The 24,945-nt window shown below is 60.7% G+C and carries 22 protein-coding genes; 15 read left to right on the forward strand and 7 right to left on the reverse strand.

All coding sequences use genetic code 11. The features are described from left to right. Positions 1-6 precede the first annotated feature (6 nt). From rpe to VFI82_14100, 3 genes are all read left to right on the forward strand, one after another. Positions 7-681, forward strand: coding sequence for a ribulose-phosphate 3-epimerase (gene rpe, locus VFI82_14090; protein ID HET7185813.1), 675 nt, complete (start codon positions 7-9; stop codon positions 679-681). Positions 682-789: 108 nt separating this feature from the next. Next, positions 790-2,235 carry an outer membrane protein assembly factor BamD gene (locus VFI82_14095; GenBank protein ID HET7185814.1) on the forward strand — a complete coding sequence of 482 codons (1,446 nt, stop codon included), beginning with the start codon at positions 790-792 and terminating at the stop codon, positions 2,233-2,235. A 261-nt stretch (positions 2,236-2,496) separates the two neighbouring features. Next, positions 2,497-4,218, forward strand: a complete 1,722-nt coding sequence (locus tag VFI82_14100; GenBank protein HET7185815.1) for a response regulator — start codon at positions 2,497-2,499, stop codon at positions 4,216-4,218. 71 nt (positions 4,219-4,289) lie between these two features. Here the strand turns inward: VFI82_14100 and VFI82_14105 are convergent, their stop codons facing one another. Next, a complete protein-coding gene (locus VFI82_14105) occupies positions 4,290-5,579 on the reverse strand; it encodes a radical SAM protein (protein HET7185816.1) in 1,290 nt (429 codons plus the stop codon). Positions 5,580-5,871: 292 nt separating this feature from the next. Between VFI82_14105 and VFI82_14110 the strand changes: the two genes are divergently transcribed. The 3 genes from VFI82_14110 (at position 5,872) to VFI82_14120 (ending at position 10,894) form a co-directional block, all read left to right on the forward strand. Continuing rightward, positions 5,872-6,732, forward strand: coding sequence for a hypothetical protein (locus tag VFI82_14110; protein ID HET7185817.1), 861 nt, complete (start codon positions 5,872-5,874; stop codon positions 6,730-6,732). Positions 6,733-7,303: 571 nt separating this feature from the next. Further along, complete coding sequence (locus tag VFI82_14115; protein ID HET7185818.1) at positions 7,304-10,066, forward strand: protein kinase; 2,763 nt, start codon at positions 7,304-7,306, stop codon at positions 10,064-10,066. A 447-nt stretch (positions 10,067-10,513) separates the two neighbouring features. After that, on the forward strand, positions 10,514-10,894 hold the full coding sequence (locus tag VFI82_14120) for a PilZ domain-containing protein (GenBank protein HET7185819.1): 381 nt from the start codon (positions 10,514-10,516) through the stop codon (positions 10,892-10,894). Positions 10,895-10,896: 2 nt separating this feature from the next. Here VFI82_14120 and VFI82_14125 read toward each other — a convergent pair whose 3' ends face one another. Beyond that, positions 10,897-11,274 (reverse strand): RidA family protein, encoded by a 378-nt coding sequence (locus VFI82_14125; GenBank protein ID HET7185820.1) that lies wholly within the window; start codon positions 11,272-11,274, stop codon positions 10,897-10,899. A gap of 114 nt (positions 11,275-11,388) precedes the next feature. On the opposite strand from VFI82_14125, the gene hslV reads away from it, so the two are divergent. The 7 genes from hslV to VFI82_14160 all read left to right on the forward strand — a co-directional run bounded on the left by hslV (position 11,389) and on the right by VFI82_14160 (position 17,725). Next, positions 11,389-11,955 (forward strand): ATP-dependent protease subunit HslV, encoded by a 567-nt coding sequence (gene hslV / locus VFI82_14130; GenBank protein ID HET7185821.1) that lies wholly within the window; start codon positions 11,389-11,391, stop codon positions 11,953-11,955. A 2-nt stretch (positions 11,956-11,957) separates the two neighbouring features. After that, positions 11,958-12,368, forward strand: a complete 411-nt coding sequence (locus tag VFI82_14135; GenBank protein HET7185822.1) for a DUF3052 domain-containing protein — start codon at positions 11,958-11,960, stop codon at positions 12,366-12,368. A gap of 21 nt (positions 12,369-12,389) precedes the next feature. After that, on the forward strand, positions 12,390-13,805 hold the full coding sequence (hslU, locus tag VFI82_14140; protein ID HET7185823.1) for an ATP-dependent protease ATPase subunit HslU: 1,416 nt from the start codon (positions 12,390-12,392) through the stop codon (positions 13,803-13,805). Positions 13,806-13,934: 129 nt separating this feature from the next. After that, positions 13,935-15,056, forward strand: coding sequence for a hypothetical protein (locus tag VFI82_14145; GenBank protein HET7185824.1), 1,122 nt, complete (start codon positions 13,935-13,937; stop codon positions 15,054-15,056). A gap of 466 nt (positions 15,057-15,522) precedes the next feature. Continuing rightward, complete coding sequence (locus VFI82_14150; protein HET7185825.1) at positions 15,523-16,326, forward strand: fumarylacetoacetate hydrolase family protein; 804 nt, start codon at positions 15,523-15,525, stop codon at positions 16,324-16,326. Between the two features lie 117 nt (positions 16,327-16,443). Beyond that, a complete protein-coding gene (gene fsa, locus VFI82_14155) occupies positions 16,444-17,118 on the forward strand; it encodes a fructose-6-phosphate aldolase (protein HET7185826.1) in 675 nt (224 codons plus the stop codon). 214 nt (positions 17,119-17,332) lie between these two features. Further along, positions 17,333-17,725: a hypothetical protein gene (locus VFI82_14160; protein ID HET7185827.1), complete on the forward strand. Its 393-nt coding sequence runs from the start codon at positions 17,333-17,335 to the stop codon at positions 17,723-17,725. A gap of 34 nt (positions 17,726-17,759) precedes the next feature. On the opposite strand, the gene VFI82_14165 is transcribed toward VFI82_14160, so the two are convergent. Beyond that, entirely contained in the window at positions 17,760-18,587 is an 828-nt protein-coding gene (locus VFI82_14165; GenBank protein ID HET7185828.1) for a hypothetical protein, read from the reverse strand. 195 nt (positions 18,588-18,782) lie between these two features. On the opposite strand from VFI82_14165, the gene VFI82_14170 reads away from it, so the two are divergent. Next, on the forward strand, positions 18,783-19,358 hold the full coding sequence (locus VFI82_14170; GenBank protein ID HET7185829.1) for a PilZ domain-containing protein: 576 nt from the start codon (positions 18,783-18,785) through the stop codon (positions 19,356-19,358). A gap of 3 nt (positions 19,359-19,361) precedes the next feature. Here VFI82_14170 and VFI82_14175 read toward each other — a convergent pair whose 3' ends face one another. The 4 genes from VFI82_14175 to thrS form a co-directional block, all read right to left on the reverse strand. Then, positions 19,362-20,138 (reverse strand): SDR family oxidoreductase, encoded by a 777-nt coding sequence (locus tag VFI82_14175; GenBank protein ID HET7185830.1) that lies wholly within the window; start codon positions 20,136-20,138, stop codon positions 19,362-19,364. A gap of 100 nt (positions 20,139-20,238) precedes the next feature. Continuing rightward, positions 20,239-21,042: a gamma-glutamyl-gamma-aminobutyrate hydrolase family protein gene (locus tag VFI82_14180; GenBank protein ID HET7185831.1), complete on the reverse strand. Its 804-nt coding sequence runs from the start codon at positions 21,040-21,042 to the stop codon at positions 20,239-20,241. 140 nt (positions 21,043-21,182) lie between these two features. Then, entirely contained in the window at positions 21,183-21,968 is a 786-nt protein-coding gene (locus tag VFI82_14185) for a lysophospholipid acyltransferase family protein (GenBank protein HET7185832.1), read from the reverse strand. Between the two features lie 82 nt (positions 21,969-22,050). After that, a complete protein-coding gene (gene thrS / locus VFI82_14190; GenBank protein HET7185833.1) occupies positions 22,051-24,027 on the reverse strand; it encodes a threonine--tRNA ligase in 1,977 nt (658 codons plus the stop codon). A gap of 308 nt (positions 24,028-24,335) precedes the next feature. On the opposite strand from thrS, the gene VFI82_14195 reads away from it, so the two are divergent. Then, on the forward strand, positions 24,336-24,695 hold the full coding sequence (locus VFI82_14195; GenBank protein HET7185834.1) for a hypothetical protein: 360 nt from the start codon (positions 24,336-24,338) through the stop codon (positions 24,693-24,695). The last annotated feature ends 250 nt before the right edge of the window (positions 24,696-24,945 follow it).

The following is a 24,945-nucleotide window of genomic DNA, read 5'->3' on the forward strand; positions in this document are numbered from 1 at the left end:
GCTGCCGTGATCGAGTTGGCGCCTTCCATCTTGTCGGCCGATTTCGCCCACCTTGCCGAGCAGGTCCACGCCGCCGGCGAGGGCGGCGCATCGTTGCTGCACGTTGATGTCATGGACGGCCATTTCGTGCCTAACATCACCATTGGCCCGCCCGTGGTGAAGTCCTTGCGCAAGGCCACCAACCTGCCGCTCGATTGCCACCTCATGATTGAGGACCCGGACCAGTACATCCCGGCCTTCGCGGATTCCGGCGCCGACTGGATTTCCGTGCACCAGGAAGCTTGCATTCACCTGAACCGGACCTTGGAGTTGATCAAATCGCATGGCTGCCGCGCCGGGGTGGTGATCAATCCCGCCACTCCCGTTTCCACCCTCGCCGAGGTTTTCGACATCGTTGATTTCATCCTGGTCATGTCCGTCAACCCCGGATTCGGCGGCCAAAAATTTCTGCCTTCTTCGCTGCCCAAGATCGCGCGTCTGGCGGCGGTGCGCTCGGAGCGCCGCCTCGATTTTCGCATTGAAGTGGATGGCGGCATTGCCATGGACACGGTCCAGCAAGTGGTGCGTTCCGGGGCTGAGGTCCTGGTCGCGGGCAACGCGGTGTTCGGTTCCGGTGATCCCAAGAGCAATGCCCAGAGTCTCTTGAAAATGGCCATGGACGCCGCTCTGGAGAAGGTCTAGCCGGGTCCCCTCTCGGGCGCGGAGGGTCGGCGCGCGCAGCCGCTTTCCTGTAAACTATGGACAACCGTTCTCCGTGCCAACCTGGGTTCGAGAGGTATTGAGGTAGAAATGTTTCGACGTCTTCTTCCACTCTGCGTTATCTCGCTGCTGGCCGTCGCTCTTGCCGGCTGTCACAACAAGAAGGTCGTGAACCCGCTGGCCGACGTCGGATCCAAGCAGCCCGACAAAGTCCTCTTCGATCGCGCCATGGACCAGATGAAGCACAACCATATGGACCAGGCCCGGATCATTCTGCAGACGCTGATCAATACCTATCCTGACTCGGAGTACATCGCCCGCGCCAAGCTGGCGGTTGGCGATTCCTGGTACGCCGAGGGCGGATCAGCGGCCCTGGCCCAGGCTGAAAACGAGTACAAGGACTTCGAGACCTTCTTTCCCAACATGCCGGAAGCCGCGGAAGCGCAGTTGAAGATCGCCAACATCCATTATCGGCAGATGGAGAAGCCCGACCGCGACTTCACCCACGCCATGCGCGCCGAAGAGGAATATCGCAACCTGATCCAGCAGTATCCCGACAGCAAGCTGGTGCCCGAAGCCAAGGAAAAATTGCGCGAGGTGCAGGAAGTGCTCGCCGAGCGCGAATTCCGCATCGGGCGGTTCTACTATCTCCGCGAGTCCTTTCCCGCCGCCATCGCACGCTTGCAGTCGCTCGCCGATGAGTACCCGCTCTACAGTGGCGCTGACGATGCCCTGTACCTGCTCGGCGGCGCCTACGAGAAGCAGGTTGACATGATTCGTGGCTCCAAGTTCGATGAAACCACGAAGGGACGGATGATCAAGGACCTTGACGATAAGGCTGCCGCCGCTTACTCGCGCATCATCACTCGGTACCCGGTGACCGACCGCGCTGGCGATGCCCGCAAGCGGTTGGAGGCACTTCATCGTCCCGTTCCCACCGCCACGCCGGAGGCGATCGCTCTCAACAAGAAGGAAGAAGAGAGCCGCCAGCAGGCGGGCCGGTTCCACCGCATGATGCTCAACATGCATCGCGGTCCCGACACCTCGCTGGTGTCGAGAGTGGGCGAGCCTACGATGGTGGACTCCAAACCTACTAATGCACCTGATATTGTGCGTGCCAATGCCGCCTCGCTGGTGAATGCCGCCGCCGGAAGCGGCGGGGGCACAAGCAGCGTCTCCGTGGAAACAATCAAGGCGGGCGAGGCGCCGCCGCCCAACCAGCCCGTGCCGCGTAGCGATGCCCAGCCCGGCAGCACCTCACCAACCGGCAATTCCGACGACACTGGAATTCCCGAACTGAAGCCGGTGACTCCGCCCGAAGGCGCCGCCGCGGATTCCGGTTCCAGCTCTTCAGCGACGGGTTCTGCCGGCAGCGCTCCGGCGCCCCCAACCCAGGTCAACGAAGCCGCCGACCAGTCCAAAGCGCCTGCGACAGCGCAGGAGTCCACCAGTTCTTCCAACGACGCTGACAAGAGCACAACTTCAACCAGCAAGAAGAAAAAGAAGAAAGGCTTGGGGAAACTGAACCCGTTCTAGGGTCCTGAGGCAAGGCCAAGACAATGCAACGGACGCGGCGAGCCACACCTCGCCGCGTTTGCGTTCTGTGTTCCTGGCGCCCTCTGTCCGCTCATCTGTTTCTTACGCGCTGCCAGCTAATTTCCTGCTTCTTGTGCCCTGAAAGGACATGTCCCAACGCGGCTTCCGGCGGCTTCCACGGGCGCTGTTTTCATTGACTTTGCATCCGGAGTCACAGTAACGTCGGATTCACGCTCCCCCGCCATGAGGCTTTCCGTGCCTATGAAGGTACTGCTCGCGGACGACAACATTACGGCCCAAAGAATGGGCTCCAAGATACTTAGCGACGCCGGTTACACCGTGGTGGCGGTCAGCAATGGCGCCGCCGCGGTGAAGAAGATCGCCGCTGAGAAGCCGGAGCTGATCATTCTTGACGTCTACATGCCCGGCTATACCGGCCTGGAGGTCTGCGACAAGGTCAAGAGCGCCGTGGAAACCATGCGCGTTCCGGTGCTGCTTACCATCACCAACATGGAACCGTACAATGCCGCCGACGGCAACCGCGTCAAAGCCGACGGCGTGCTGGTGAAGCCGTTCGAGGCCACTGATCTGCTGTCGGTTGTGCGAAAGTTTGAAGAGAAGTTGCACGCTCCCGAGTCGCTTTACGAAAAGACCGCCAAGCTGCCCTCTGCCGATGACGAAAGTGATACGGATTGGAAAGCGGACGCCTCTCTGGAACCAGAGCCTCGGCAGCCGGCCTTCTCGCAGGAAGTTGCGCATTCGCCGGTGCTGGGCATCGAAGAGCTGCCCCCGCCGCAGGAAGAGCAAGCTGCTTCCGCGCCAGCCGCCGCGGTTGGGCAATTCGCGGTCGACAGCGCGCCCGTTTCCCATCCTGACTTCGACCTGAATGCTGCGCCCGCCTTTGATTTGCAGCAGCACACGGAAGCGGCGGCGCCGGTCGTCACCTCGGCCGCGCAAACCTCCGTTGCCGAACTGCCGTCTGAATTGGAATTCACTTCTTTGCCCCAGGCGGGCGAAGTGGAGGTTGCGCCGGCTGCCGAATTGCTACCCACGTTGCAGGAAAGCGCCGATGAAGTTGCGATAGTACAAGATCCAGCCCTGGCCACCGATCCCTCGGATTTTACCCAGTTCACTACCAAGTTCGGCCAGGAACATCCGGAGGACGTTCCCGTCGGCATTGCCATGGCAGAGCCGGATCAACTGTGCGCCGCGGACGAGCCAGTACTCGAAGATGCGACGGGCATGATGGAAGAGGCGGCCGCAGATAGCTCGGTGGTCGAACATGCGGCCGACGATCACGCTGCCGACGTCGAAGAGCCGGCGCAGGCTGAGGTCATGGGATTGGAAGCCCAGGACCACGTTCTCACCATCGAACACTCCACGCACGAAGAAGCCATGGCGGAGATTTCCGCTCTGTTGAGCGAAGCTTCCCGGATGTCAGAAACCGGCCTCAGCTACGGGGAGAGCATGCATCGCCAATTCGCGGGTGGCGCCGCCGCCGCTGCGCCCGCTCGTGAGACTGAGCCAAGAGCGGAAGTCGGTGTGGATACGCAGCCTGTGGACCTCTGGCCGCAGATGCATCCCGCGGAAGTGGTGCACCAGGACGCACCTGCGGCATGCGAACCGGAACCGCAAGCGCAGGAACCCGCGCCCCCGGCCGAAGTTGGCGTCGATACACAGCCGCTGGACAGCTTTCCCCCGGAGCCTTCGGAAGACACGGCAGAAGCGGAACCTCGCGAAACGGAGCATCCGGCGGAAGCCGGCGGGATCACGCAAAAGCTGGTGGCACAGTTCGCCGCTGAACTCGAGGCGGCACACATGGAAGCTCCGCCGGAAGGCGAGCCGACGGAGTCCCCCGCCACCGGGACCGCAGCGCCGTTCAGCATGATGGATGAGCAACGGGTCGCCGAGGCGGTGAAGCATGTCCTCGATCGCTACAAGGACGAACTGATCTCCGCCATCGTCCGCGAGCTCAAAGGCTAGAGCCTATCTCATAAGTCGCCGGCAGGCCGGTTGCCGAGCCTCGGCTGACACCCGTCACCCAGCTATGAACACTACCTGGGGTAGCGAAGGGCGAAAGCATAGGCCAAGTTCAACGGCAATACCCAAGACAACTGGACTGGAGAACGAGACAAACGTCGGCATATGCTGCCCCACGAGTAGAATCGCGCGTTCGCATAGCGGTAGCCATTCAAAAGCGCTTCCGGGCTCATGTGCCGGGGATGAAACACAACGTCGGTTCGGCCGTTGTACTTGCTCCAGTCGCAGGTGAGAATCCTGCCCTCCGCCTCCAGTCGTTCATGCAGGCGAGTCCCAGGAAAGGGAGTCAGGATGTTGAAGGTTGCATTCTGCACTCCTGACCGTTCCAACACATCCAGCGTCTCTTCAAACACCGACTCCGTGTCGTGGTCGAAGCCGAAGACGATTCCCGCCTGCACCGCAATGCCGTGCGAATGGATCCGCTCGATCGCTTGCGCGTACTTCTCCACCCGATTGAACCCTTTCGAGACTTCATTCACGCTCGCCTGCGAGACGGATTCGAGCCCGAGGAACAGCTGCTTGCACCCGCTGCGCGCGGCCAACTCCAGGAACTCGTCATCCTCGGCCGCATGGATGCTCGCCTGGCTGCTCCACCATTTGCGGTGGGGAGCGAGAGCCCGGAACAGCGCCTTGGCGTAGTGGGTGTCGCCCGCGATGTTGTCGTCCCACAGGATGATGACTTTGCCGCGGAAGGAAGCGTACTCCTGCGCCACCACCTCAACCGGCCGCTTGCGCAGACTGCTCTGATACATCACCGCCAGCGTGCAGAAGTCACACCGATAAACGCAGCCGCGCGTGGCGAACAGAACCCCGGCCGCGTGGTCACGCCGATGAAACAGGTCATGCCGTGACATGGGGGCTTGCTCGAGGGCAGGAGGTTCCACACAGCGGTAGCGCGACTGGTAATTCCCAGCCTCAAACTGGGCGAGGAATCGCGGCCAGTGGGATTCGGCTTCTCCGACGAAGATTGCGTCCGCGTGGGCCTGTGCTTCCTCCGGCATCAGGGTGACGTGGGGTCCGCCCAAAACCACCGTGACTCCGCGTTGGCGGAAGCGGGCAGCAACATCGTAGGCGTGCGGCGCGCTCGGGGTGTGGAAAGTAATGGCAACCAGGTCCGCCGGCGTATTGAAGTCAATCGGCGCCACTGCTTCATCCACATGGAGCACGGTCCAATGCGGAGGCACAAAGGCGGCCAGGTATGGCATCGTAATTTGCTGGAAGTTCAGGACGCGAGACCGCCGCACCCGTTGGATTTCCGGGGACGAAGCGGTGATCAGAAGCAGCGTACGGGGATCTGGGGACATGTGGCCAAGCTTCTCAACGGTTTCTGACTCCCCGGTTGCAGCTAAGCTACGCCTGGTGGCGGTCAGCTCGAAACAAATTATTGGCGGCCCGAGCTAAAAGGCTAGAGCGAACCAAACGCGCCCCTTCTCAGATTATTACACTGCACTCCGCTCTGCGGTGACAAACGTTTTACAAAACGATGACAGCTTGGTGACGATTCGTTTTCGGTGGGTGCATCTACCTCCGCATTACATGCGCTGTTCGGGCCCCGAAAGCTGGGACACGCATTACTGCCAATCAAAGGAGGTCAACATGCCAGGTACCGGACGCACGTCCCTGGAATCCCCAGCTTCAACCCTGCTGGTCGTCGCTCTCCTCCTGACCGGTGTTGTTTCGGCGCAGCAGGTGGCGCCGAATCAGACCAATGGTTTCGGAAATAACCAGCTCGTCACTTTCACTTATTTGCAAAACTTTGATTGCGTGGATCAACCAACTCTGGATCTTGATTTCAACGGGGTGCTGGCGCAGTCCGATCCCAATGAAATGCAGACGCCGATTTGCCAGCCCATCACTGAACCAACACAGGACCCCACCGGTGGGGACATCAAGCACACCGCACATCTGTACGTGCTCATCCCCATGTTCTCCGCCGAACAACCTCCTGATACGAACCCGGCAGACGCGATGCCGTGCCCGAATAATGGACGCCCAGGTGAACTCTGCGGACCCGTGCTGGGGACGGCGCTGATTAACCTCTTTGGGTTTATTCCGGAAGCCTGGAGGACGAAGGTGAATCCGGCGATCACGACGCAGTGCCCCGACCCAAATAATCCTGTACCCGGCACCTGCACGATGCACGCCTCGTCCGTCGATTTGTCGAAGACCTTGCTTGCCTTGGGAAAGATTAAGGGCCCTATCACCACTCCTATTTTCGTCCCCACGCCGAATCACAGTCACGTGGTGGACAACAGCCGCGTTAACACGACCCCGATCTGGTGGGAGGTTCGTCCAGTGCTGGTGATGGACCAACGCGACTGGCCGGCAGCCGACGGCTCGAGCGGCATCACGTCGTCGAGAACCATGGATGACGCGGAAGCGGCCGGCCGAGCGATCGAGGTTGGCTCCAACTTCTTCTTGTTCTTCAGCTCTCGGCTTGCCCACGTCGGTCATTAGCCGCGGGGGCACAGCTAAAGAAAGGCGCCAATGGGCGCGGGGCGCGGACGCCGCGGGTGAACCCACTCATCGCAATCACCCTCTCTTTGGCTGTAAGCGCCAGCCTCAGCGGAACACTACTGAAGGCAAGAATTGCGGCTTGCGGCGCCGACCGGTACCTCTTCGGGACGTTCTGATACCTGCCTGAGGATACGGTAGAAGTAGACCAGGTTGGCAAATTCAACCACCGGCTCCGGGGACTCAATTCCGGCGGGACTGGTGTACGGGTCCATGCCAGAATTGTGCAACTCTCTGACCAGTAATTCTGTTCAAAACAGAACATTGCCCGTGAGGATGGTCTTCGCGAGCAACGTCTGGATTTGGCTTGCGTGAACCCCCTCAGTGGGCCTCAGCTGTGGTCTAAGTTCGTATCCATGAGCATGTGATCCAAAGGAAATCATTTCTTCTATCGGGGATCTCGTCTGATTGACGGCGGCGTCCCTGCAACGTACTATCCGCCGAATACGGATGGCACATGATCGGTCAGACCATCTCGCATTACAGCGTTCTGCGCAAGCTTGGTGGCGGCGGTATGGGCGTGGTGTATGAGGCCGAGGACCTCAAACTGCACCGCCGCGTTGCCCTGAAGTTCCTCCCACAAGATCTCGCCTCCGACATCACTGCGCTCCGCCGTTTTGAGCGCGAGGCACAAGCCGCTTCCGCGCTCAATCATCCCAACATTTGCACGATTTACGACGTTGACTCGGCCCACGGGCAGCCTTTCATCGCCATGGAGTTGCTCGAAGGCAAGACTCTAAAGCACACCATCGAGAATAAGCCGCTCGAACTGGAATTGCTGCTCGACGTCGCCATTCAGGTCGCCGATGCGCTCGATGCAGCCCACGCCGCAGGCATCATCCATCGTGACATCAAGCCGGCGAACATCTTTGTCACCCGGCGAGGCCAGGCCAAAGTTCTGGATTTCGGTTTGGCGAAGATGACTGTGGCGCAGGCCGCAGCCCCCTCAGATGACTTGGCGACAGCGCTGACCTTGCCCGGCGAAGCCGTCGGCACGCTGGTGTACATGTCGCCCGAGCAGGTCAGGGGAAAAGAACTGGACGCGCGTACCGACCTGTTTTCTTTCGGCGTCGTGCTGTACGAGATGGCGACGGGCACGCTGCCGTTCCGGGGCCCCACATCCGGCACCGTGTCGCATGCCATCCTGAGCGACGCGCCGACGGCGCCCGTGCGCTTGAACCCGGCTGTACCGCCGAAGCTGGAAGAGATCATCGACAAAGCGTTGGAGAAGGATCGCGAACTGCGCTACCAGCATGCTTCGGAAATTCGCACCGACCTGAAACGAATACAGCGCGGGACAGCGCCGGTCACAGCAGTTGCGAGTGGAACACCCGTGACCAAAGTTCAGCGCAAATCACGAACTTGGAAGATCGCCATTCCATTGGGTCTGGTGGCAACCGTGATCGGAGCCGGCGCGTTGTTTTACGCGCGTCGCGCTCCCGCCCTCAACGAGAAAGACACGATCGTCCTGGCCGACTTTGACAACAAGACGGGCGACGCGGTGTTTGACGATACGCTCAAGCAGGCATTGACGGTCGACCTGGAGCAATCACCATTCCTGAACATCCTTTCAGACCGGAAAGTCGCGCAGACGTTGCGGCTGATGGGGCGCTCGCCCGACCAGCCACTTATCGGTGAGGTGGTGCGCGACCTCTGCCAGCGGGTGGGCAGCAAGGCCATGCTGGCGGGGTCGATCTCTAGTCTGGGTAACGAATACGTGATTGGCTTGAATGCGATCAACTGCTCTACCGGCGATACGCTCGTGGCTGCCCAGGCACGGGCCTCCGGCAAGGGCGAGGTGCTGAAAGCTCTGGACAGTTCGGCATCGACGTTGCGAACTAAGCTGGGTGAATCGCTGGCCTCGGTGCAGAAATTCGCTACCCCCATCGAGGAAGCAACCACGTCTTCGCTGGAAGCGCTGAAGGCCTACAGTATGGGACGAAAGCTCCTGTATGAAAAGGGTGATGCGACCGCCCTCCCGTTCTATCAGCAGGCAGTGGAGCGCGACCCCAAATTCGCCCTCGCGTACAGATCTCTGGCAATTACATACAGCAACCTTGGGCAGACCACGCGGGCCAGCGAAAATGCCAGAAAGGCGTTCGACTTGCGGGAGCGGGTGAGCGAGCGAGAGAGATACGAGATCGACGCTTTCTACTACTTATTGGTCACGGGAGAATTGGAAAAGGTTCCCCAAGTGTACGAGCTATGGAAGCAAAGCTATCCGCGAGATTGGCTGGCCTACGGCAACCTGGGAGATAACTACATGAGGCTGGGGCAGTGGGAGAAGGCATTGAGGAATACGCAGGATGCGTTACGTCTCGAGCAAAACGTCGTCATAATATACTGCAATTTGGTGTGGATGCAGCTTGCCTTCAGCCGGACGGAGGAGGCCAGAGCCACCCTCGAGCAGGCACAGGCACGCAAGCTGGATTCCCATCTTCTACGGCTGGCGCTTTACGAGGCGGGCTTCCTTCGCGGTGACAAAGAAACGATGCAACAGCAATTGGCGTGGGCCGTGGGTCGTCCCACGGAAGAAGACTGGCTGCTGTCCGCGCAATCGGATACGGAAGCTTATTTCGGACGTTTGGCGAAGGCGCGGGAGTTTTCGCGGCGTGCGGTACAGTCGGCCCTGCATGCGGACGCGAAGGAAACTGCTGCGCTGTGGCAGGCCAACGCCGCGTTGCGAGAAGCAGAATTCGGTAATGCCAGCGCCGCAAGGCAGAACGCGATGGCCGCCCTGGCGGAGGCGCGCGGCAACGACGCAAGGAGCGTGGCGGCGCTGGCGCTGGCACGAGCCGGCGATGCGGGTCAGGCCGGAAAATTAGCGAATACCCTGAACATCGAATTCCCGCAGCACACGATCGTGCAGCGGTACTGGCTGCCATCCATTCGGGCCGCCCTTGAAATCAATGGGAAGCGCGCCAGCAAAGCGCTCGAAACCCTGCAGACCGCGGCCCCCTACGAACTGGCCCAGAATGAGCCGATCAATTTGGGTATGATGTGCCCGGTTTATCTGCGAGGGGAGGCGTACCTGCTGGCGCGCCAGGGCAAGGAAGCAGCGGCGGAATTTCAGAAGATGATTGACCATCGCGGCATCCTGCTCAATTTCCCGCTCGGCGCGCTCGCCCACCTCGGCCTCGCCCGCGCCTACGCTCTCCAGGGCGACAGTGCCAAAGCCCGCGCCGCCTACCAGGACTTCCTTACCCTGTGGAAAGACGGCGACCCTGACATTCCCATCCTGCAACAGGCCAAGGGCGAGTTCGCAAAGCTTCGGTAAGGCATTGCGCTTCAGGCTCGTGATGCTACGCCGTCACGTCCCCGAAGAAGTCCTTCATTCTTCTTGAAGACACTGTCCAGCTTCGTCATCTCCACAATTTGTTGACCCGCGGTCTGTGCAAAATAGAACACTGCCCGAGAGGATGCGCTTCGCTACTGCCAATCGCCGGTGTCGTACTTGACCCGCAGCAGCCGCCAGGCGACTCGCACTCTTTCCATAGCTTTTCCAAATGCCAGATCCCCCGCTTCGGAACAAGGGTCGTGAGGCGAACAAAAACCAGAGAAAGCCCCATTATCCGTGGACTAAGGGGCGGGGAAGGTCACCGCCGCAGATCTCAAATTTCAGGCCCAGGTTACCAGTCACCACTGAAGCGATTACGTCGGTGACGTTGTCCCTCCACCCTCATGGCGCTAACTTCAGCCACTCGCGCCTTGGGGGCGCGGCAGCATGGACATGGTGGAAGTGGACAGTTTTGCCCTGCTGTGTCAGATCGTGATGCCGGCAGAGGTACTAAACGACGAGAATCGTGCCTTTCCGCGCTGGCTATCGCGTTTTCCCATTCTGCACGGGCTGGGCCTGCCTATCCGCTTCGGACTTGCCGCCGACATCAACGACGATGGCATGTGCTTCTTGACCGCCGCTGCCTACCCCGTGGGCAGCGTCATCCTGCTGGAAATGCGCATCCCGGGCGGCCCGATTCAGGTCAAAGCCCTGGTCCGCTACTGTACCGGCCGCGCAGCCGGGGTACAGTTCCTCAACCTATCGCGAGAACAACGCATGGTGCTGCTAAGTTTCTGTGTCGTCGGTCAGCGCAGGCGACCGAACTGAAGCTAGAGCATCGCTATTACGTCAATTTCCACCAGCACGTCCTTCGGCAGCCGCGCCGCCTCGACGGTGGAGCGCGCCGGCGGCTCCTTGGCGAAAAACTTGCCATAAGCCGCGTTCATGGCGGCGAAGTCGTTCATGGATTTCAGGAATACGGTCGTCTTGACCACCTGTTCCAGGTTGCTGCCGGCCTCCCACAATACCGCCGAGAGGTTCTTCAGCACGCGCTCCGTCTGCGCCGCGACATCGCCTTCGATCACCTGGCTGGTGACGGGATCGATCGCGATCTGCCCGGAGCAGAAGATCATGTTGCCGGAGCGGACGGCCTGCGAATAGGGGCCGATGGCCTTGGGAGCGTTGGCAGTAGCGATGACTTCGCGCATGGTATCTCCACGGTAATGATGGAGCCGAGATTGTAGCAGTTGCCGTTTGCGCGCCACGACGGCGGCCTGGATTCGCCGCGCCAATTCCGCGGCTGCTATAATCGAATGTTACTGATGACAGCGCTGCGCGCACTATCCGATCGTCATTTCCCGAAAATCCGCTCCACAACCGTGTTGGCCGTTCGCAAGAACGGCAATGTGGTCATGGCGGGAGACGGGCAGGTTACCCTGGGAGAGGGCGTGATCAAGCATTCGGCGCGCAAGATTCGGCGCCTCTACCAGGACAAGATCCTGGCCGGCTTTGCGGGATCCACGGCGGACGCGTTTTCCCTGTTCAGCCGCTTTGAAGCCAAGCTGGACCAGTACCACGGTAACCTGGGACGCGCCGCGGTCGAACTGGCCAAGGATTGGCGCACCGATAAAGCGCTGCGCCACCTGGAGGCCCTGCTGCTGGTCGCCGACAAGACGCAGACCTACCTGATCAGCGGCGCCGGCGACGTCATCGAGCCCGATTCCGGGATTGCTGCCATCGGCAGCGGCGGGCCTTATGCCCAGGCGGCGGCCCAGGCGCTGGCCGCGCACACCAACCTGCCGGTGCGCACCATTGCCGAGGAAGCCATGAAGATCGCCGGGCGCATGTGCATTTACACGAACGAGCAATTCACGTTCGAAGAGCTGTGAACATGGCCGGGTATTCCGGAACACCGCTGGTGAAGAAGCTCGGCATCAAGCCGGGCGCGCGAGTGCAGTTTCTGAATGCGCCTGCAGAGCTTGAAATAGCCGATCTGACGGCAGAAGCAAAACCGGTTCGTTCCGGCGACCTGGATTTCGCGCTGCTCTTCGTGAAGAGCGCCGCCGAGTTGCAGAAGGCCCTGCCGCCGCTGCTGGCGCGAGTAACACAAGGCGGGATGGTATGGATTTCGTGGCCCAAGAAAGCATCCGGAGTGGCCACCGACCTGACCGAGGACGTGGTTCGCAATGCCGGTCTGCGCCTGACCTGGGTGGATGTGAAGGTTTGCGCCATCGATGAAACCTGGTCCGGGCTGAAGTTCTATCGGCGCAAAGCGCAGGCGAGAGCGGCTGCCCGAAAGTAGAAGCTGGAAACTGTCTTTCCTATGGCAATTTATTTACCCCAAACCGCAGAAGAAGAAAGCATCGGACTCGATGAGCTGACGCCGCGCGAGATCGTCGGCGAGCTCGACAAGTACGTTGTCGGCCAGAACGCCGCCAAGCGCGCCGTGGCCATCGCGCTGCGCAACCGCATGCGCCGCCAGAAACTCACGCCGGAACTCGCCGAAGAGGTCATTCCCAAGAACATCATCATGATCGGCCCCACCGGGGTGGGAAAAACCGAGATTGCCCGCCGCCTGGCCAAGCTCGCCAATTCGCCGTTCCTCAAGGTGGAAGCTTCCAAGTTCACCGAGGTCGGCTACGTCGGTCGCGACGTGGAATCCATGATCCGCGACCTGGTCGAAATCGCCATCGACATGGTGCGGGAGGAGAAGCTGGAGGACGTGCAGGACAAGGCCGAGCTCAACGCCGAGGAGCGCCTGCTCGACCTGCTGCTGCCCAGCAGCGTCGGCTTCGGCAACACCCCGCGCGGCGACGGCGGTGGAGCGGCGATCGAGGTAATCAATCCCGCCGAGTCCGGCAGCCGTACCCGCGAAAAACTGCGCCAGCAGCTGCGCGAGGGAAAGCTCGACGATCGCATCGTCGAGCTCGACGTCCGCGAGAAGTCCTTCCCCGCCTTTGAGATCGTCTCCAACCAGGGCGTCGAGGAGATGGACGTCAACATCAAGGACATGTTGCCCAACATCTTCGGCCAGCGCACCAAGAAGCGGAAGATGAAGGTCAACGAAGCCTTCGAGTACCTGGTGCAGGAAGAAGAGCAGCGGCTGATTGACATGGACCAGGTGACGCGCATCGCGGTGGAGCGTGTCGAGCAGTCGGGCATCATCTTCCTCGATGAAATCGACAAGATCGCCGGGCGCGAGAGCGGCCACGGGCCTGATGTTTCCCGCGAGGGCGTTCAGCGCGACATCCTGCCCATCGTCGAGGGCACCACCGTGAATACGCGCTACGGGATGGTGCGCACCGACCACATCCTGTTTATCGCCGCCGGCGCCTTTCACGTCTCCAAGCCCAGCGACCTGATCCCGGAACTGCAAGGCCGGTTCCCGATTCGCGTCGAGCTGCAATCGCTCACCATCGCCGACTTCATCAAGATCCTGACCGAGCCCAAGTCTTCGCTGGTCAAGCAGTACATGGCGCTGCTGGAAACCGAAGGACTGAAGCTGGAGTTCACCCCGGACTCACTCGAAGAGGTGGCGAATTTCGCCGCCCGCGTCAACGAGGGCACGGAAAACATCGGCGCCCGCCGCCTGCACACCATCATGGAACGCGTGCTCGACAAGATCAGCTTCGAGGCCCCCGACATGAAAGAAAAGCATGTCACCGTCGACGCCGATTACGTCCGCCAGATGCTTTCCGAGATCGTGAAGGACCAGGACCTGTCGAGGTACATCCTGTAACTTGAAATTGGAAATTTGAGAATTTGAAATTTGGCCCGCTGCATGCCGGGCCTTTTCATTTGAGAGTCCCGGCAATTTTCAAATTTTGAAATTTCAAATTTCCAATGTCTGTTACCCTGATCGGCTTTCATGAAATGCCCACTTCATCTCGCGCTGGTCGCCATGTTGTGCCTGGCCGCGTGCGGGACGCCGGGCGCGCCGCGTCCTCCGTCGCTGGAGCTGCCGCAGCCGGTCAGGGACCTTTCGGCCAGCAGGCAGGGGAACAGGGCTACGCTCACCTGGACCGTCCCGCGCGAGACCACCGACAAGCAGAACATCCGCCATCCCGGTCCGGTGCGCGTCTGCCGCGGCGTGAATACTTCCGCCATGGTGAGCTGCACGCAGGTGGCGCAGCTTCCAGCCACAGCCGCGAACGGCAACCCGCAGCCGAGGACCTATACCGACACGCTCCCCGACGACCTGCAGCAGCAGAATCCCACTGCTTTCGCCACCTACGCTGTCGAATCATTGAACGCGCGCGGCCGCAGCGCCGGATTGTCCAACCAGGTGCAGGTTCCGCTGGCGCCGACGTTACCGCCGCCGCAAAAGGTTATTGCGAAGGTCACCGCACAAGGCCCGGTAATCGGCTGGTCAGTTCCGCTGGATCAGGTCAACCTGGTGATGCTTCCGGAGAGTAACAAGCAAGGCTCGCCAGTCTCGTACACTTTTCGGCTCTATCGCCGCGATGCACAAGAGCCCAATGCGGCTCCCACTTCCATTCCCGTCGAGAACGGTTTCGTTTCCCCAGACCTTCCGCAGCCGAACGAGAACGTGATCGATCCCGCGGCGGAGTGGGAACACACGTACGACTACTGGGTCGGTGTAGTCACGACTGTGAGGTCAACGGCCGGCAGCCAGGAGGTGGAGGGCGAGCTGTCGCCACCCGTCGAGGTTTTTGTCCATGATGTCTTTCCCCCTGCTGCACCCGCGGGCCTGCAGGCTGTCGCCAGCGGCGTCGGGCAGCCGCCTTTTATCGACCTCACCTGGGCCCCCAATACCGAACCCGACCTTGCCGGATACAACGCCTATCGTCGCCAGGACGGGCAAGCCGAGGTCAGGATCAATACCGAGCTGGTGAAGGCGCCCGCCTTCCGCGATCGGGACGTCACGCCCGGCCACAAATATTCTTACTTCGTGACGGCAGTGGATTTGCGCGGCAATGAGAGTGTTAAGTCGAATGAAGCCAGCGAATCTGTACCGGAAAAAAAATGAAATTAAGCGTGGTTCGGGCTGTCGGCCTCACACTGAGCGTGTCGGCCTCGCGTTGGCTCGGGCTGGGTTGGTTTTGCGAATCCCACCCAACGCTCACGCGTTGGGCTGGCGAAGCATGCCGGGCTCGCTGCGCTCGCGCTGAAGGCAAGATGCAGGCCGCTCGTTGGTCCCTTGGACAGGCTTTCCGGCACTGACGTGCCAGGCTAGGTTCTGCAGTATCTGCGGGACTCAGGAGTTGAAGTAACCGTATAACCCCGGGCTTGCGCGCCGGGGTTGCACATTGTGCCGCCGCTGCGCGGCTGGATGTCTTGGTGTTCGCTTCACCTTGGCCTTCTGATTAATTTCAAAGTTCCATGTCTCAAAGACGGAATCAAACGGCTCGTGAACAACTTCTGACTTGTTTCCTTTGCGGCCCCTTGCGTACTCTGCGGTAAAGGTTCCGTAAGAATGTTTGCTAAGGACCACAATGAAATATTGCCGCCTGCTTATCAACAATGAACCGCAATTCGCGCTCGTTGAAACCGAGGGTTCTACCGGCCGCGAGCTGATCACCCGTGTCTTCAAGTCGGACGCATGCGCGCGCATCCCCGACGAAGACGCCGCCTCCAGGCGCATTGACCCTATTCCCCTGGAGAACGCCAGTCTGCTCACCCCGGTGCTGCCATCCAAGATTGTCTGCATTGGCCGCAACTACAAGGCGCATGCCGCCGAACTAGGGAATCCAATCCCCGAACAGCCGCTGGTATTTTTCAAGCCGCCATCTTCGCTCGCCGATCCGGGCGCGCAGATCCGCCTGCCGAAGCTATCGGAAATGGTCCACTACGAGGGCGAGCTGGCAGTGGTCATCGGCAAGAGCTGCTACAAGGTCCAGGAAGGCGAGGATGTGCGCGACTTCGTCCTCGGCTACACCATCCTCAACGACGTTACCGCGCGCGACCTGCAGAAAAAGGAAAACCAGTGGGCGCGCGCCAAGGGCTTCGATACCTTTTGCCCGGTGGGTCCGGTGGTCGTCGACGGGCTCGATCCGTGGGCAGGGATCGAGGTGGAAACCCGCATCAACGGGGAGGTACGCCAGCACGGCACCACCGCCGATTTCATCTTTCCACTCGATGTTATAATCCGCCACATTACCGCTGCCATGACGCTGGTTCCCGGCGATGTCATCGCGACCGGAACGCCAGAAGGAGTCGGTGAACTGCATGCCGGCGACGTCGTGGAGGTCGCGGTGCAGGGTGTGGGAACGTTGCGTAATACCGTGGTCAACGAGTAGGGTTCGAGCGGGCTCATGAGTCGACTGCGGAATTGCAGAAGTGCCGAATTGCTGAATTGAATTTCCGCAGTTCCGCAGTTCGGCAATTACCCGATCCGCCACGCGAGAGGCTCTTCGATGAAGTTCTTCATTGACACTGCCAGCCTGAAGGAAATTCGCGAAGCCAACGAGATGGGCATCCTCGACGGCGTCACCACCAACCCCTCTCTGATCGCCAAGGAGGGCAAGCCCTTCAAGGACACGATCCTGGAAATTTGCGGCATCGTGAACGGTCCTGTCAGCGTCGAGGTCGTGGCCATCGAGGCCAAGGGAATGCTGCGGGAAGCGCAGGACTTTGCCAGCTGGCACAAGAACGTCGTCGTCAAGCTGCCCACTACCCGGGAAGGCCTCAAGGCCTGCAAGACGCTCAGCGAAAAAGGCATTCGCACCAATTTGACGCTCTGCTTCTCGCCCAACCAGGCCTTGATGGTGGCCAAAGCCGGCGCTACCTACGTCAGCCCCTTCGTCGGGCGGCTCGACGACATCAGCCATGTTGGCATGGACCTGGTGCGGCAAATCATCCAGATCTACAACAACTACGGCTACAAAACGCAGGTCCTGGCCGCCTCGTTGCGCCATCCCCTGCACGTGGTGGAAGCGGCCCTGGCGGGCGCGCATGTTGCCACCATCCCTTTCAAAGTGCTGGACCAGATGATCAAGCACCCGCTCACGGACAAGGGTCTCGACGCCTTCCTTAAAGACTGGGAAAAGGTGAAGGCGCAGGCGGAGGCGGAACTGGTCGCCAAAGGGTAAGGGCCTGAATCACTCTCGTGATCCACGGCGCGGCCTCGGTCGCGCCGCTTGCTTGGCTGGTGTTCGCCGGATCGCGGCTCAAACCTCTGAGCTCGGGGAATCTTGAATGCGGAATCGTAGCCTCTACTTGTCGGCATCTAAGGCGTAAGCTGGATTTGTCCGCAGGGGGAGGCGTAGTAACTTGCTTTCTGATCTGGCCGAGTTTATCCCCGCAATGAGCGCACTTCGCATGTATGCAGCCATCGCGGCGAGCGCAGCCGCCGCCGGGGTTGGTGTCTGGCAATGGATTCGCAGCCACCGTCTCACCGCGGAGCAGCGCGAGCGCATGCGCCGCGACCGCCTGTCGAAAATCGGCCGCATCTGCGACGGTACCGTCCTCGACGTCCAGGAACTCAGCCCCAACGGCCACGGCCCGCAACAACTGCTCATCTATTGCTACGACATCGGCGGCGTTTCCTACGAGGCTTCGCAGGACATCAGCCACCTCGGCCAATACGTGGACCTCACCTCGTGCAAGCTGGGCCTGCCCAGTTCCGTCCGCTACGACCCGCACAATCCCAGCAACTCCATCGTGGTTTCCGAGACGTGGACAGGCTTGCGCAGATAAGCGTATGGATTCCCACTCAAACGGGGCACCCAGCCTAGCGCCGCTTTGGCGGCGGCTTGTTCGGGTCGTAGGTGATACTTGCCTGGAACAACGTGTCCGCTAACCCCACGTTGTAGCGAACGCCGGTGATAAATCGCTGGTTGGTGGTGTCGCCGTTATGCGTGCGCAGCAGGCTGTGCGGCGTCATGATTCCTTGCTCGATGCGCCAGTTGTCGAAAATTTCTCCCTCAACGTTCTTCAGGCGGTCAATGGGATCGCGCCACTCGAACGTCTTCTTGATCGGCAAGTGCGTATGGTTGTCGAGGAACAGGGTGACCGAGTCATTGTCGGCGGTCAGGATGGAAATGGAGTCGGCAGGCTTTTGCTCGGCCACTGCCGGACCGTCATAGAACAGCGCCGTCCCCGGTTGGTTCATCCACTGCCGCAGCACGATTTCCAGCGAATGCCGTTGGCGCCGGTTGTAGTTGGCAATCTGCTCCGCCTCCTGGGCCGCGGTTCCCTTGTAGGTCACCTCGTAGCCTTTGTCCCCGACGTTGAGGTACACCACGTCACGCTGCTTGGTGAGTTCGACGCGGTCCTTGTCCGGATACTTCCAGAAACGCCAGAAGACAGTTCCGACGCTGTTCGGTTGCCCCTGGAAGTAGCTGTAGGAACGGCCCTGCTGTTCCATGTCCTGGATGTTGAGCCAGGCCTGCCCTCCCATCGCCTGGATGCACTGTTCCAGCAAGGCCCTTGCTTTCTTTGCGTTAGCATCCTCGACGGCTTGGGTCGCGACCCCCGTAGGCGGCTGCCCGGACGCTGCCTGGGCGGTGGCGATTACCGCGGCGAGGGCCACAATGATGGCTATCATCAGTGATTTCATAGTGAAAAGATCATTCTATGACGCTCGCCCTGCCTGCCGGCCATAGCTCAGTCGTCCAGCAAGAAATCTGTCTCCTCATGACCTCGGTCATCTGGCGCGGGCTGCACCCCCTGTTCCAATATACCCGCAGTACATGGCCTGACGATTAGGCCGTACCTGACACAGGCTCCATAGCGATGTTGTCCGGAGGGGACAATGAACAAACCAACCACCGACCGCAAGCCGCACAAGAACTTGCCGCCCGGCATGGAGCGCCGCAAGACGCCGCGCTTCGGCTGTGATCGCGGAGTGCAGTGCTGGAAAGATGGCATTTCCGCCGCTTTTTGGGGCGAATTCATTGATCTCGGCATGAGCGGATGCTGCATTCATACTCCTACGCCGCATCCTCCCCACACCAGGCTGAAAATGGTTTTTAACCTGTTTGGCACCAGCATCCGCGTCTCAGGCGAAGTTCGCACGCTGCATGGCGCCGTGATGGGTGTCGCCTTTGCCGCCATGACCGAAGCCGAGCAAGTCAAGCTCTCCAACGTGCTCAAACGGCTCGCCGACGGCCGCAGCACGAATTCCGATGTCATGGTGAACACCCAGGCCGCCGTCTTGCGCCTGGAGCGCTGGTTCAAGACGCATGACCTGCTTACCCGCGACCTGTTCCACCGGATTGTTGACGGCCAGTTCGACCCGGCCACGGAAGCAAAGGTCAACCCGCTGATGGAAAAGGCCGGCGCACGTTTTGTCGTCGAGGAAGTCGCAGCCAGCATGTTGGGCGGCTGAACTTCAACCCACCAGCACCGCGCCGCCGTTGACGTTGAACACTTCGCCGGTGATGAATCCCGCATGTTCCGTGCACAGGAACAGGATGGGTGCGGCAATCTCATCCGGCGTTCCCACTCGACGCAGCGGGATGGTCGCGAAGACCTGGTCGCGAGTGACCGGGTCGTTGAGCGCCGGCGCCGCCATGTCCGTATCCACCCACCCCGGGGCGACGCAGTTCACGCGAATGCGGTCGCGCGCCAGTTCCGTCGACAGTCCCTTGACCATGCTGATCACGGCGCCCTTGGTGGCGGCGTAGTCGCAGTGAAACGCCTCGCCGCGTTGGCCGGCGGTGGAACTGACGAGCACGATGTGCCCTCCCCGTCCGCCCTTTTTCATTTGCCCCACCGCGTGCTTGACCAGGCCGAACACGCTGTCCAGGTTGATGGCAACGGTGTCATGCCACTGCCGGTTGGTCATGCGATCTACTTCCACGTCTTCCGCGGGCCAGATCCCATGATTGGCGACCAGGATGTCCACTCCGCCGAACCGTTTCACCGCCTGCTCGATCAGGGCGTGCGACGATTCGATGTTGCGCAGGTCAGCCTGTACGGCCGCGCAGCGCTCCTCGCCGCATTCCCCGATCACCTCATCCGCCGCGCTTCGATTCTGCTGATAATTGAACAGCACTTTGGCGCCGGCCGCGACGAACATCTTCACCGTGGCCGCGCCAATCCCGCGCGACCCGCCGCTGATGACGGCCACGCGGTCCTGCACGGAAAGCATGATTCCGTTCGACATAAACCATTGAAGGTAGCAGAAAGGGCGATCGGCCGTCAGCGATCGGCCGTCGGCTTCTGTGCTTCCACCGCCGGATCGCCGATGGCCGGCAGCCGAACGCCTATTTTGACAGCGACTCGAAATCCGGCACCGGCGTGCGTGGCTGCTGGTGCCGGCTTAACGCGGCCTGGATGAAGGCCTGGAAGATGGCGCGCGAGGGCTCGTCTTCGCCGAAGCTGCGTTCCGGGTGCCATTGCACCGCGACCACGAAGTGATCGGGATCGGTCCCCTCCAGCGCCTCGATGACCCCGTCCGGCTGCGAGCGCGCGGCGACGCGCAGGCCATCGCCCACTATGCCGGCCCCCTGATGATGGCTGGAGTTCACCACCACCGAAACCGTTTCCGCCGGGGATTTCGGCGTCTCGGCGCAAAGCGCGGCCAATACCTGCAGTGGCGCCACGATCCCGCCCAGCCGCGAGTCGAGTTCGACCGCCACTACGTGCGCCCGCTGCACCTCGCGTCCGGCCGCATGATTGACCCCGGTTTCCAGGTGCTGCACCAGTGTCCCGCTGCGCCACACATTCAGCGCTTGCAGCCCGTAGCAGATGCCCAGGATCGGCTTATGCATGTTGAACGCATCCTGCAGCAGAAGTTCGTCAACGTTGTCGCGGGCGGGATCGGCGGCGGCGGTGTGAGGGTCGCGCTGGCAGCCGTATTTTTCCGGATCGATATCGGCCTTGCTGCCGGGCAGCAGGACGCCGTCGCAGCCCTTGGCCGCTTGCGCTACCTGCTGGTTCGTCCGGTCGAGCGCGATCGCGACCGGCTCGCCGCCGGCTTTGCGCACCGCCTCCTCGTATTGCAGCAGCGCGCGCTGCGCGTATTCGCCCTCGGAGTGCGGCACCGGAATAGCAATGCGGGGTTTCATAAGAGCGGTGCTAGTTTAATTTGTTTTCGGTTCGCGTTCCCTGTTTTCGGTGTTTTGGGCTTACCCCGCATTTCAAAACGAAACGCATTTTGACACCAGCCCCATGTCGACTCGCCCTCCAGCCCCTAGCCCCTACCCGTCTAGCTCCTAGCCACTTCGTCACGGCGCGGGTCGGCTACACGCGATCGCGAATAGTACAGGTCCTCAATCGCCTTCTGCACCCGGGCGGCAAGCGTGTCCATGTCGCGCAGCCCGAACTCGGCGGTCGAAATCGGCTCACCAACCACCAGCTCCATCGGTCCGGGACGGATATGGAACGAGTTCATGGGCAACACTTCGTAGGTTCCCACCAGGGCCATCGGCACCACGTCCACTCGCGCCTTGATCGCGATGTAGAAAGCCCCGCTCATGAATGGCTGTATTTGACCGTTAGGCGACCGCCCGCCTTCCGGAAACACCACCAGCGGCATGCCGGCTTGCAGGCTGCGCACCGCCTTCATCAGGCTGCGCATGGAGGCGGCGGCACTGGAGGCGTCCACCGGGATCTGCCCGGAGCGGCGCAGGTGCCAACCCATGAATGGGTAGCGGAACAGCTCCTTTTTGGCCATGATCCGGAACTGGAATGGCAGGTGCTCGTAGAGCAGCGGGATATCCAGCGCGGAAATGTGGTTGGCGGCGTAAACGTGCGGCCGCGAGCGGTCGATGCGATCCAGTCCGGTCACTTTAACCGGGCTAAAAACGGTGTGCAGAATCAGCCACGACCACAGCCGCGCAAATCCATGCTGGATGCCGCCGTCACGATCGAAGAAAGACGACAGCAGCGACAGGATCCCCAGCACCATCGTGTAGACATAAATCAGCGGGTCGAAGATGAAGATGGAGCGCACCCAGCTCAGGGCGTCCCAGGATCTGGAAGAGGGCTTCACGAGAAAAGTTTCGGAGGCTGCGAAGGTCTCGGATGTCCAGAAACCTCCGAAACCTCCGAAGCCTGGAATTGGTACGCACAGTTCATGCCAAGGTTGCCGCCTTCTCCGCCACCAGCTTCCGCAACCGCGCTTGGAACTCGCTGAAGGCCACGGTTTCGGTCTTTTCCTGGCCGCGGGTGCGCACGTTGACCGAATTCGCCTCCGCTTCCTTGTCGCCCACAACGAGCAGGAACGGCACCTTCTGCAGCGCGTGCTCGCGTATTTTCGCGTTCATCTTTTCGTTCCGCACATCCACTTCCACCCGCACCTCTTCCGCCTTGAGGGCATCGCCGATTTTCCGCGCATACTCCGCGTGCCGCTCGCTGATCGGAATAATGACCACCTGCACCGGCGACAGCCACACCGGAAACGCGCCGGCGTAATGCTCGATCAGGACCCCGAAGAAGCGTTCGATCGAGCCATACAGCGCGCGATGCACCATCAGCGGCTGATGCCGCTGCCCGTCCTCGCCCACATACTCGAGATCGAAGCGCTTCGGCAGGTTAAAGTCGAACTGGATGGTGGAGAGCTGCCACAGACGTCCGATGGCGTCCACCAGCTTGACGTCAATTTTCGGGCCGTAGAAGGCGGCTTCGCCGGGGATGATCTTGTACTCGATGTTGCGGCGATGAAGCGCGCTCTCCAGCGACTTGGTAGCCCTGTTCCACTGCTCTTCGCTGCCGCTGAAATTCTTCTGGTCCTTGGGGTCCCAGGTCGACAGCTCCACCTGGAACTTGTCGAACCCGTAGACGCGCAGCGTCTCAAGCGCGAAGTCCATGCAGCCGACAATCTCATCCTCGATCTGCTCCGGGGTGCAGAAGATGTGCGCGTCATCCTGGGTAAAGCCGCGCACCCGCAGCAGCCCGTGCATCACGCCGCTTCGTTCGTAGCGGTACACGGTGCCCAGCTCGCCCAGGCGCACCGGCAGGTCGCGGTACGAGCGCAATTGGTCCTTGTAGATCAGGATGTGGAACGGGCAATTCATGGGCTTGATGCGATAGTCGGCATCATCCAGCTTCATGGGAGTGAACATGTTCTGTGCGTAATAGCCCTCGTGCCCGGAGGTCTTCCACATATCCACGCGCGCCACGTGCGGGGTGTACACCAGCGAGTATCCGCGCCGCAGATACTCGTCGCGCATCCAGTCTTCCATCAGCTTGCGCATCCGCCCGCCCTTGGGATGCCAGAAGATCAGCCCCGGTCCGGCCAGCTCCTGGATGGAAAACAGGTCCAGCTGCTTGCCCAGCACCCGGTGGTCGCGCTTCTTCGCTTCCTCCTGCTGCTTGATGAACTCGTCCAGGTCTTTCTTAGAAAAGAACGAGGTGCCGTAAATGCGCTGCAGTTGCGGGTTCTTCTCGTCGCCCAGCCAGTACGCCCCGGCAATCGAGAGCAGCTTGAATGCCTTGATCTTGCCCGAAGATGGAAGGTGGGGACCGCGGCAGAAGTCCACGAACTTCCCGGTCTTATAGAGCGAAATCTTTTCCTCCGGCTGGGTGAACTGCTCGATGAAGTGGCACTTCATGAAGTCACCCTCGCCTTTGAACTTCTCCAGACCTTCCTTGCGCGGCAGCCATTCCCGCGCGTACGGCTCGTTCCGCTGCACGATCTCCTGCATCTTCTTCTCGATCTTTTCCAGGTCCTCGGGAGTGAACGGGGTCGGACGGTAAAAGTCGTAGAAGAATCCGCTCTCGGTGGCCGGTCCGTGCCCGAGCTTGGTTTCGGGAAACAGTTCCAGCACCGCCGCCGCCATCAGGTGGGCCGAGGAGTGCCGGTAAACCGGCAGCGCTTCCGGATCGCGGTCGGTCAGGATGCGGAGTTCGGTATCGTTTTCCAGCGGCCTGGTCAGGTCCACCAGGTTGCCATTGCTCTTGGCCACCAGCGCGGCATCCGCCAGCCGTGGCGATATCGAGCGTGCCACTTCCAGCGCGCTCGATCCTCGCGGAACTTCCTTGACGCTGCCATCTGGCAGCTTGACCTTGATGATGTCGGTGGCCTGCTTTGCTTCTACGCTGTCGGGCATAATGACTCCGCGAATATGGGAAAAGCTTGAGTTTAGATGAAAAGGAATACGGCGCGCTAGGAGAGAGCGGATGTTCGGCGGGATGTCGCGCGCAGCGCCATGACTGAATTCATTATAACTCGCCCCGTGTGGCACGGGTCCCCAACCCACGTGTTCGAAATTATCCTGCTCGGTAGGCACTTGCAATCAGCGCCAAAGCCAGCAGATAGAGATCTACCCGGAAATTCCGCGTAAGATGTTCATTCTGCAAGATCGAGATAAGGCAGGAGAGCGTTCGTGATCGCGCGATGGTATTCGGGAGCATCGGCATGGTGGATTTATCGATTGCAGAGGACAAGCTGATTCTGCATGTGCGGGGAGCCGACAAGCTGTGGGCGCTTAAGAGTTCGCTCGAAATTTCGTTGCCGCACATTGCGGGTGTGCGTGCAGACCCGCACGTTGCCCATGGCTGGTATCACGGCATACGCATGCCGGGCACCAACATCCCCGGCGTGATCACCGCTGGCACGTTCTACCAGCACGGGCAGCGGGTCTTTTGGGACGTTCACAACCCGGACAAGACCATCGTCATCGAGCTTCGAGACGAACGGTACAACGAACTCATTGTGGAGGTCGCGGATCCACAAGCCGCCGTCGAACTCATCAAGAATGCGGCGGGCACTCGTTGAAAGATGGGGTTAACTATGGCTAGTGAGTACGATGTCGCGAAGAAATATACGATCCGCAACATCGAAGTGGACTCACGAGATCGTAAAGGATGAGATCAACGAGGAACACAAATCACGAAATCTTCTCATTCGAAGTTCCTGCCCGAGTGTGCGATGGGGGACGAGGACACAAGACCACTCATATTCATGCCCGCCGTCATGGCATTGTGCTCAGCCGTATACTGGGCCGCTTTGCGCTTCGCTCGGAGGG

Source organism: Terriglobales bacterium (assembly GCA_035691485.1).
Classification (GTDB): Bacteria; Acidobacteriota; Terriglobia; order Terriglobales; family Acidobacteriaceae; genus JAIQGF01.

Excerpts from the sequence above, each read along its gene's own strand:
- hslU (HET7185823.1), top strand. The coding sequence starts at position 12,390 with ATGGCAATTTATTTACCCCAAACCGCAGAAGAAGAAAGCATCGGACTC.
- VFI82_14100 (HET7185815.1), top strand. The coding sequence starts at position 2,497 with ATGAAGGTACTGCTCGCGGACGACAACATTACGGCCCAAAGAATGGGC.
- VFI82_14105 (HET7185816.1), bottom strand. The coding sequence starts at position 5,579 with ATGTCCCCAGATCCCCGTACGCTGCTTCTGATCACCGCTTCGTCCCCG.
- VFI82_14160 (HET7185827.1), top strand. The coding sequence starts at position 17,333 with ATGAGCGCACTTCGCATGTATGCAGCCATCGCGGCGAGCGCAGCCGCC.
- VFI82_14180 (HET7185831.1), bottom strand. The coding sequence starts at position 21,042 with ATGAAACCCCGCATTGCTATTCCGGTGCCGCACTCCGAGGGCGAATAC.
- hslV (HET7185821.1), top strand. The coding sequence starts at position 11,389 with ATGACAGCGCTGCGCGCACTATCCGATCGTCATTTCCCGAAAATCCGC.
- VFI82_14115 (HET7185818.1), top strand. The coding sequence starts at position 7,304 with ATGGGCGTGGTGTATGAGGCCGAGGACCTCAAACTGCACCGCCGCGTT.
- VFI82_14145 (HET7185824.1), top strand. The coding sequence starts at position 13,935 with ATGAAATGCCCACTTCATCTCGCGCTGGTCGCCATGTTGTGCCTGGCC.
- VFI82_14135 (HET7185822.1), top strand. The coding sequence starts at position 11,958 with ATGGCCGGGTATTCCGGAACACCGCTGGTGAAGAAGCTCGGCATCAAG.
- VFI82_14120 (HET7185819.1), top strand. The coding sequence starts at position 10,514 with ATGGACATGGTGGAAGTGGACAGTTTTGCCCTGCTGTGTCAGATCGTG.
- VFI82_14110 (HET7185817.1), top strand. The coding sequence starts at position 5,872 with ATGCCAGGTACCGGACGCACGTCCCTGGAATCCCCAGCTTCAACCCTG.
- VFI82_14170 (HET7185829.1), top strand. The coding sequence starts at position 18,783 with ATGAACAAACCAACCACCGACCGCAAGCCGCACAAGAACTTGCCGCCC.
- VFI82_14150 (HET7185825.1), top strand. The coding sequence starts at position 15,523 with ATGAAATATTGCCGCCTGCTTATCAACAATGAACCGCAATTCGCGCTC.
- VFI82_14165 (HET7185828.1), bottom strand. The coding sequence starts at position 18,587 with ATGAAATCACTGATGATAGCCATCATTGTGGCCCTCGCCGCGGTAATC.
- thrS (HET7185833.1), bottom strand. The coding sequence starts at position 24,027 with ATGCCCGACAGCGTAGAAGCAAAGCAGGCCACCGACATCATCAAGGTC.
- VFI82_14095 (HET7185814.1), top strand. The coding sequence starts at position 790 with ATGTTTCGACGTCTTCTTCCACTCTGCGTTATCTCGCTGCTGGCCGTC.
- VFI82_14125 (HET7185820.1), bottom strand. The coding sequence starts at position 11,274 with ATGCGCGAAGTCATCGCTACTGCCAACGCTCCCAAGGCCATCGGCCCC.
- fsa (HET7185826.1), top strand. The coding sequence starts at position 16,444 with ATGAAGTTCTTCATTGACACTGCCAGCCTGAAGGAAATTCGCGAAGCC.
- VFI82_14195 (HET7185834.1), top strand. The coding sequence starts at position 24,336 with ATGGTGGATTTATCGATTGCAGAGGACAAGCTGATTCTGCATGTGCGG.
- VFI82_14175 (HET7185830.1), bottom strand. The coding sequence starts at position 20,138 with ATGTCGAACGGAATCATGCTTTCCGTGCAGGACCGCGTGGCCGTCATC.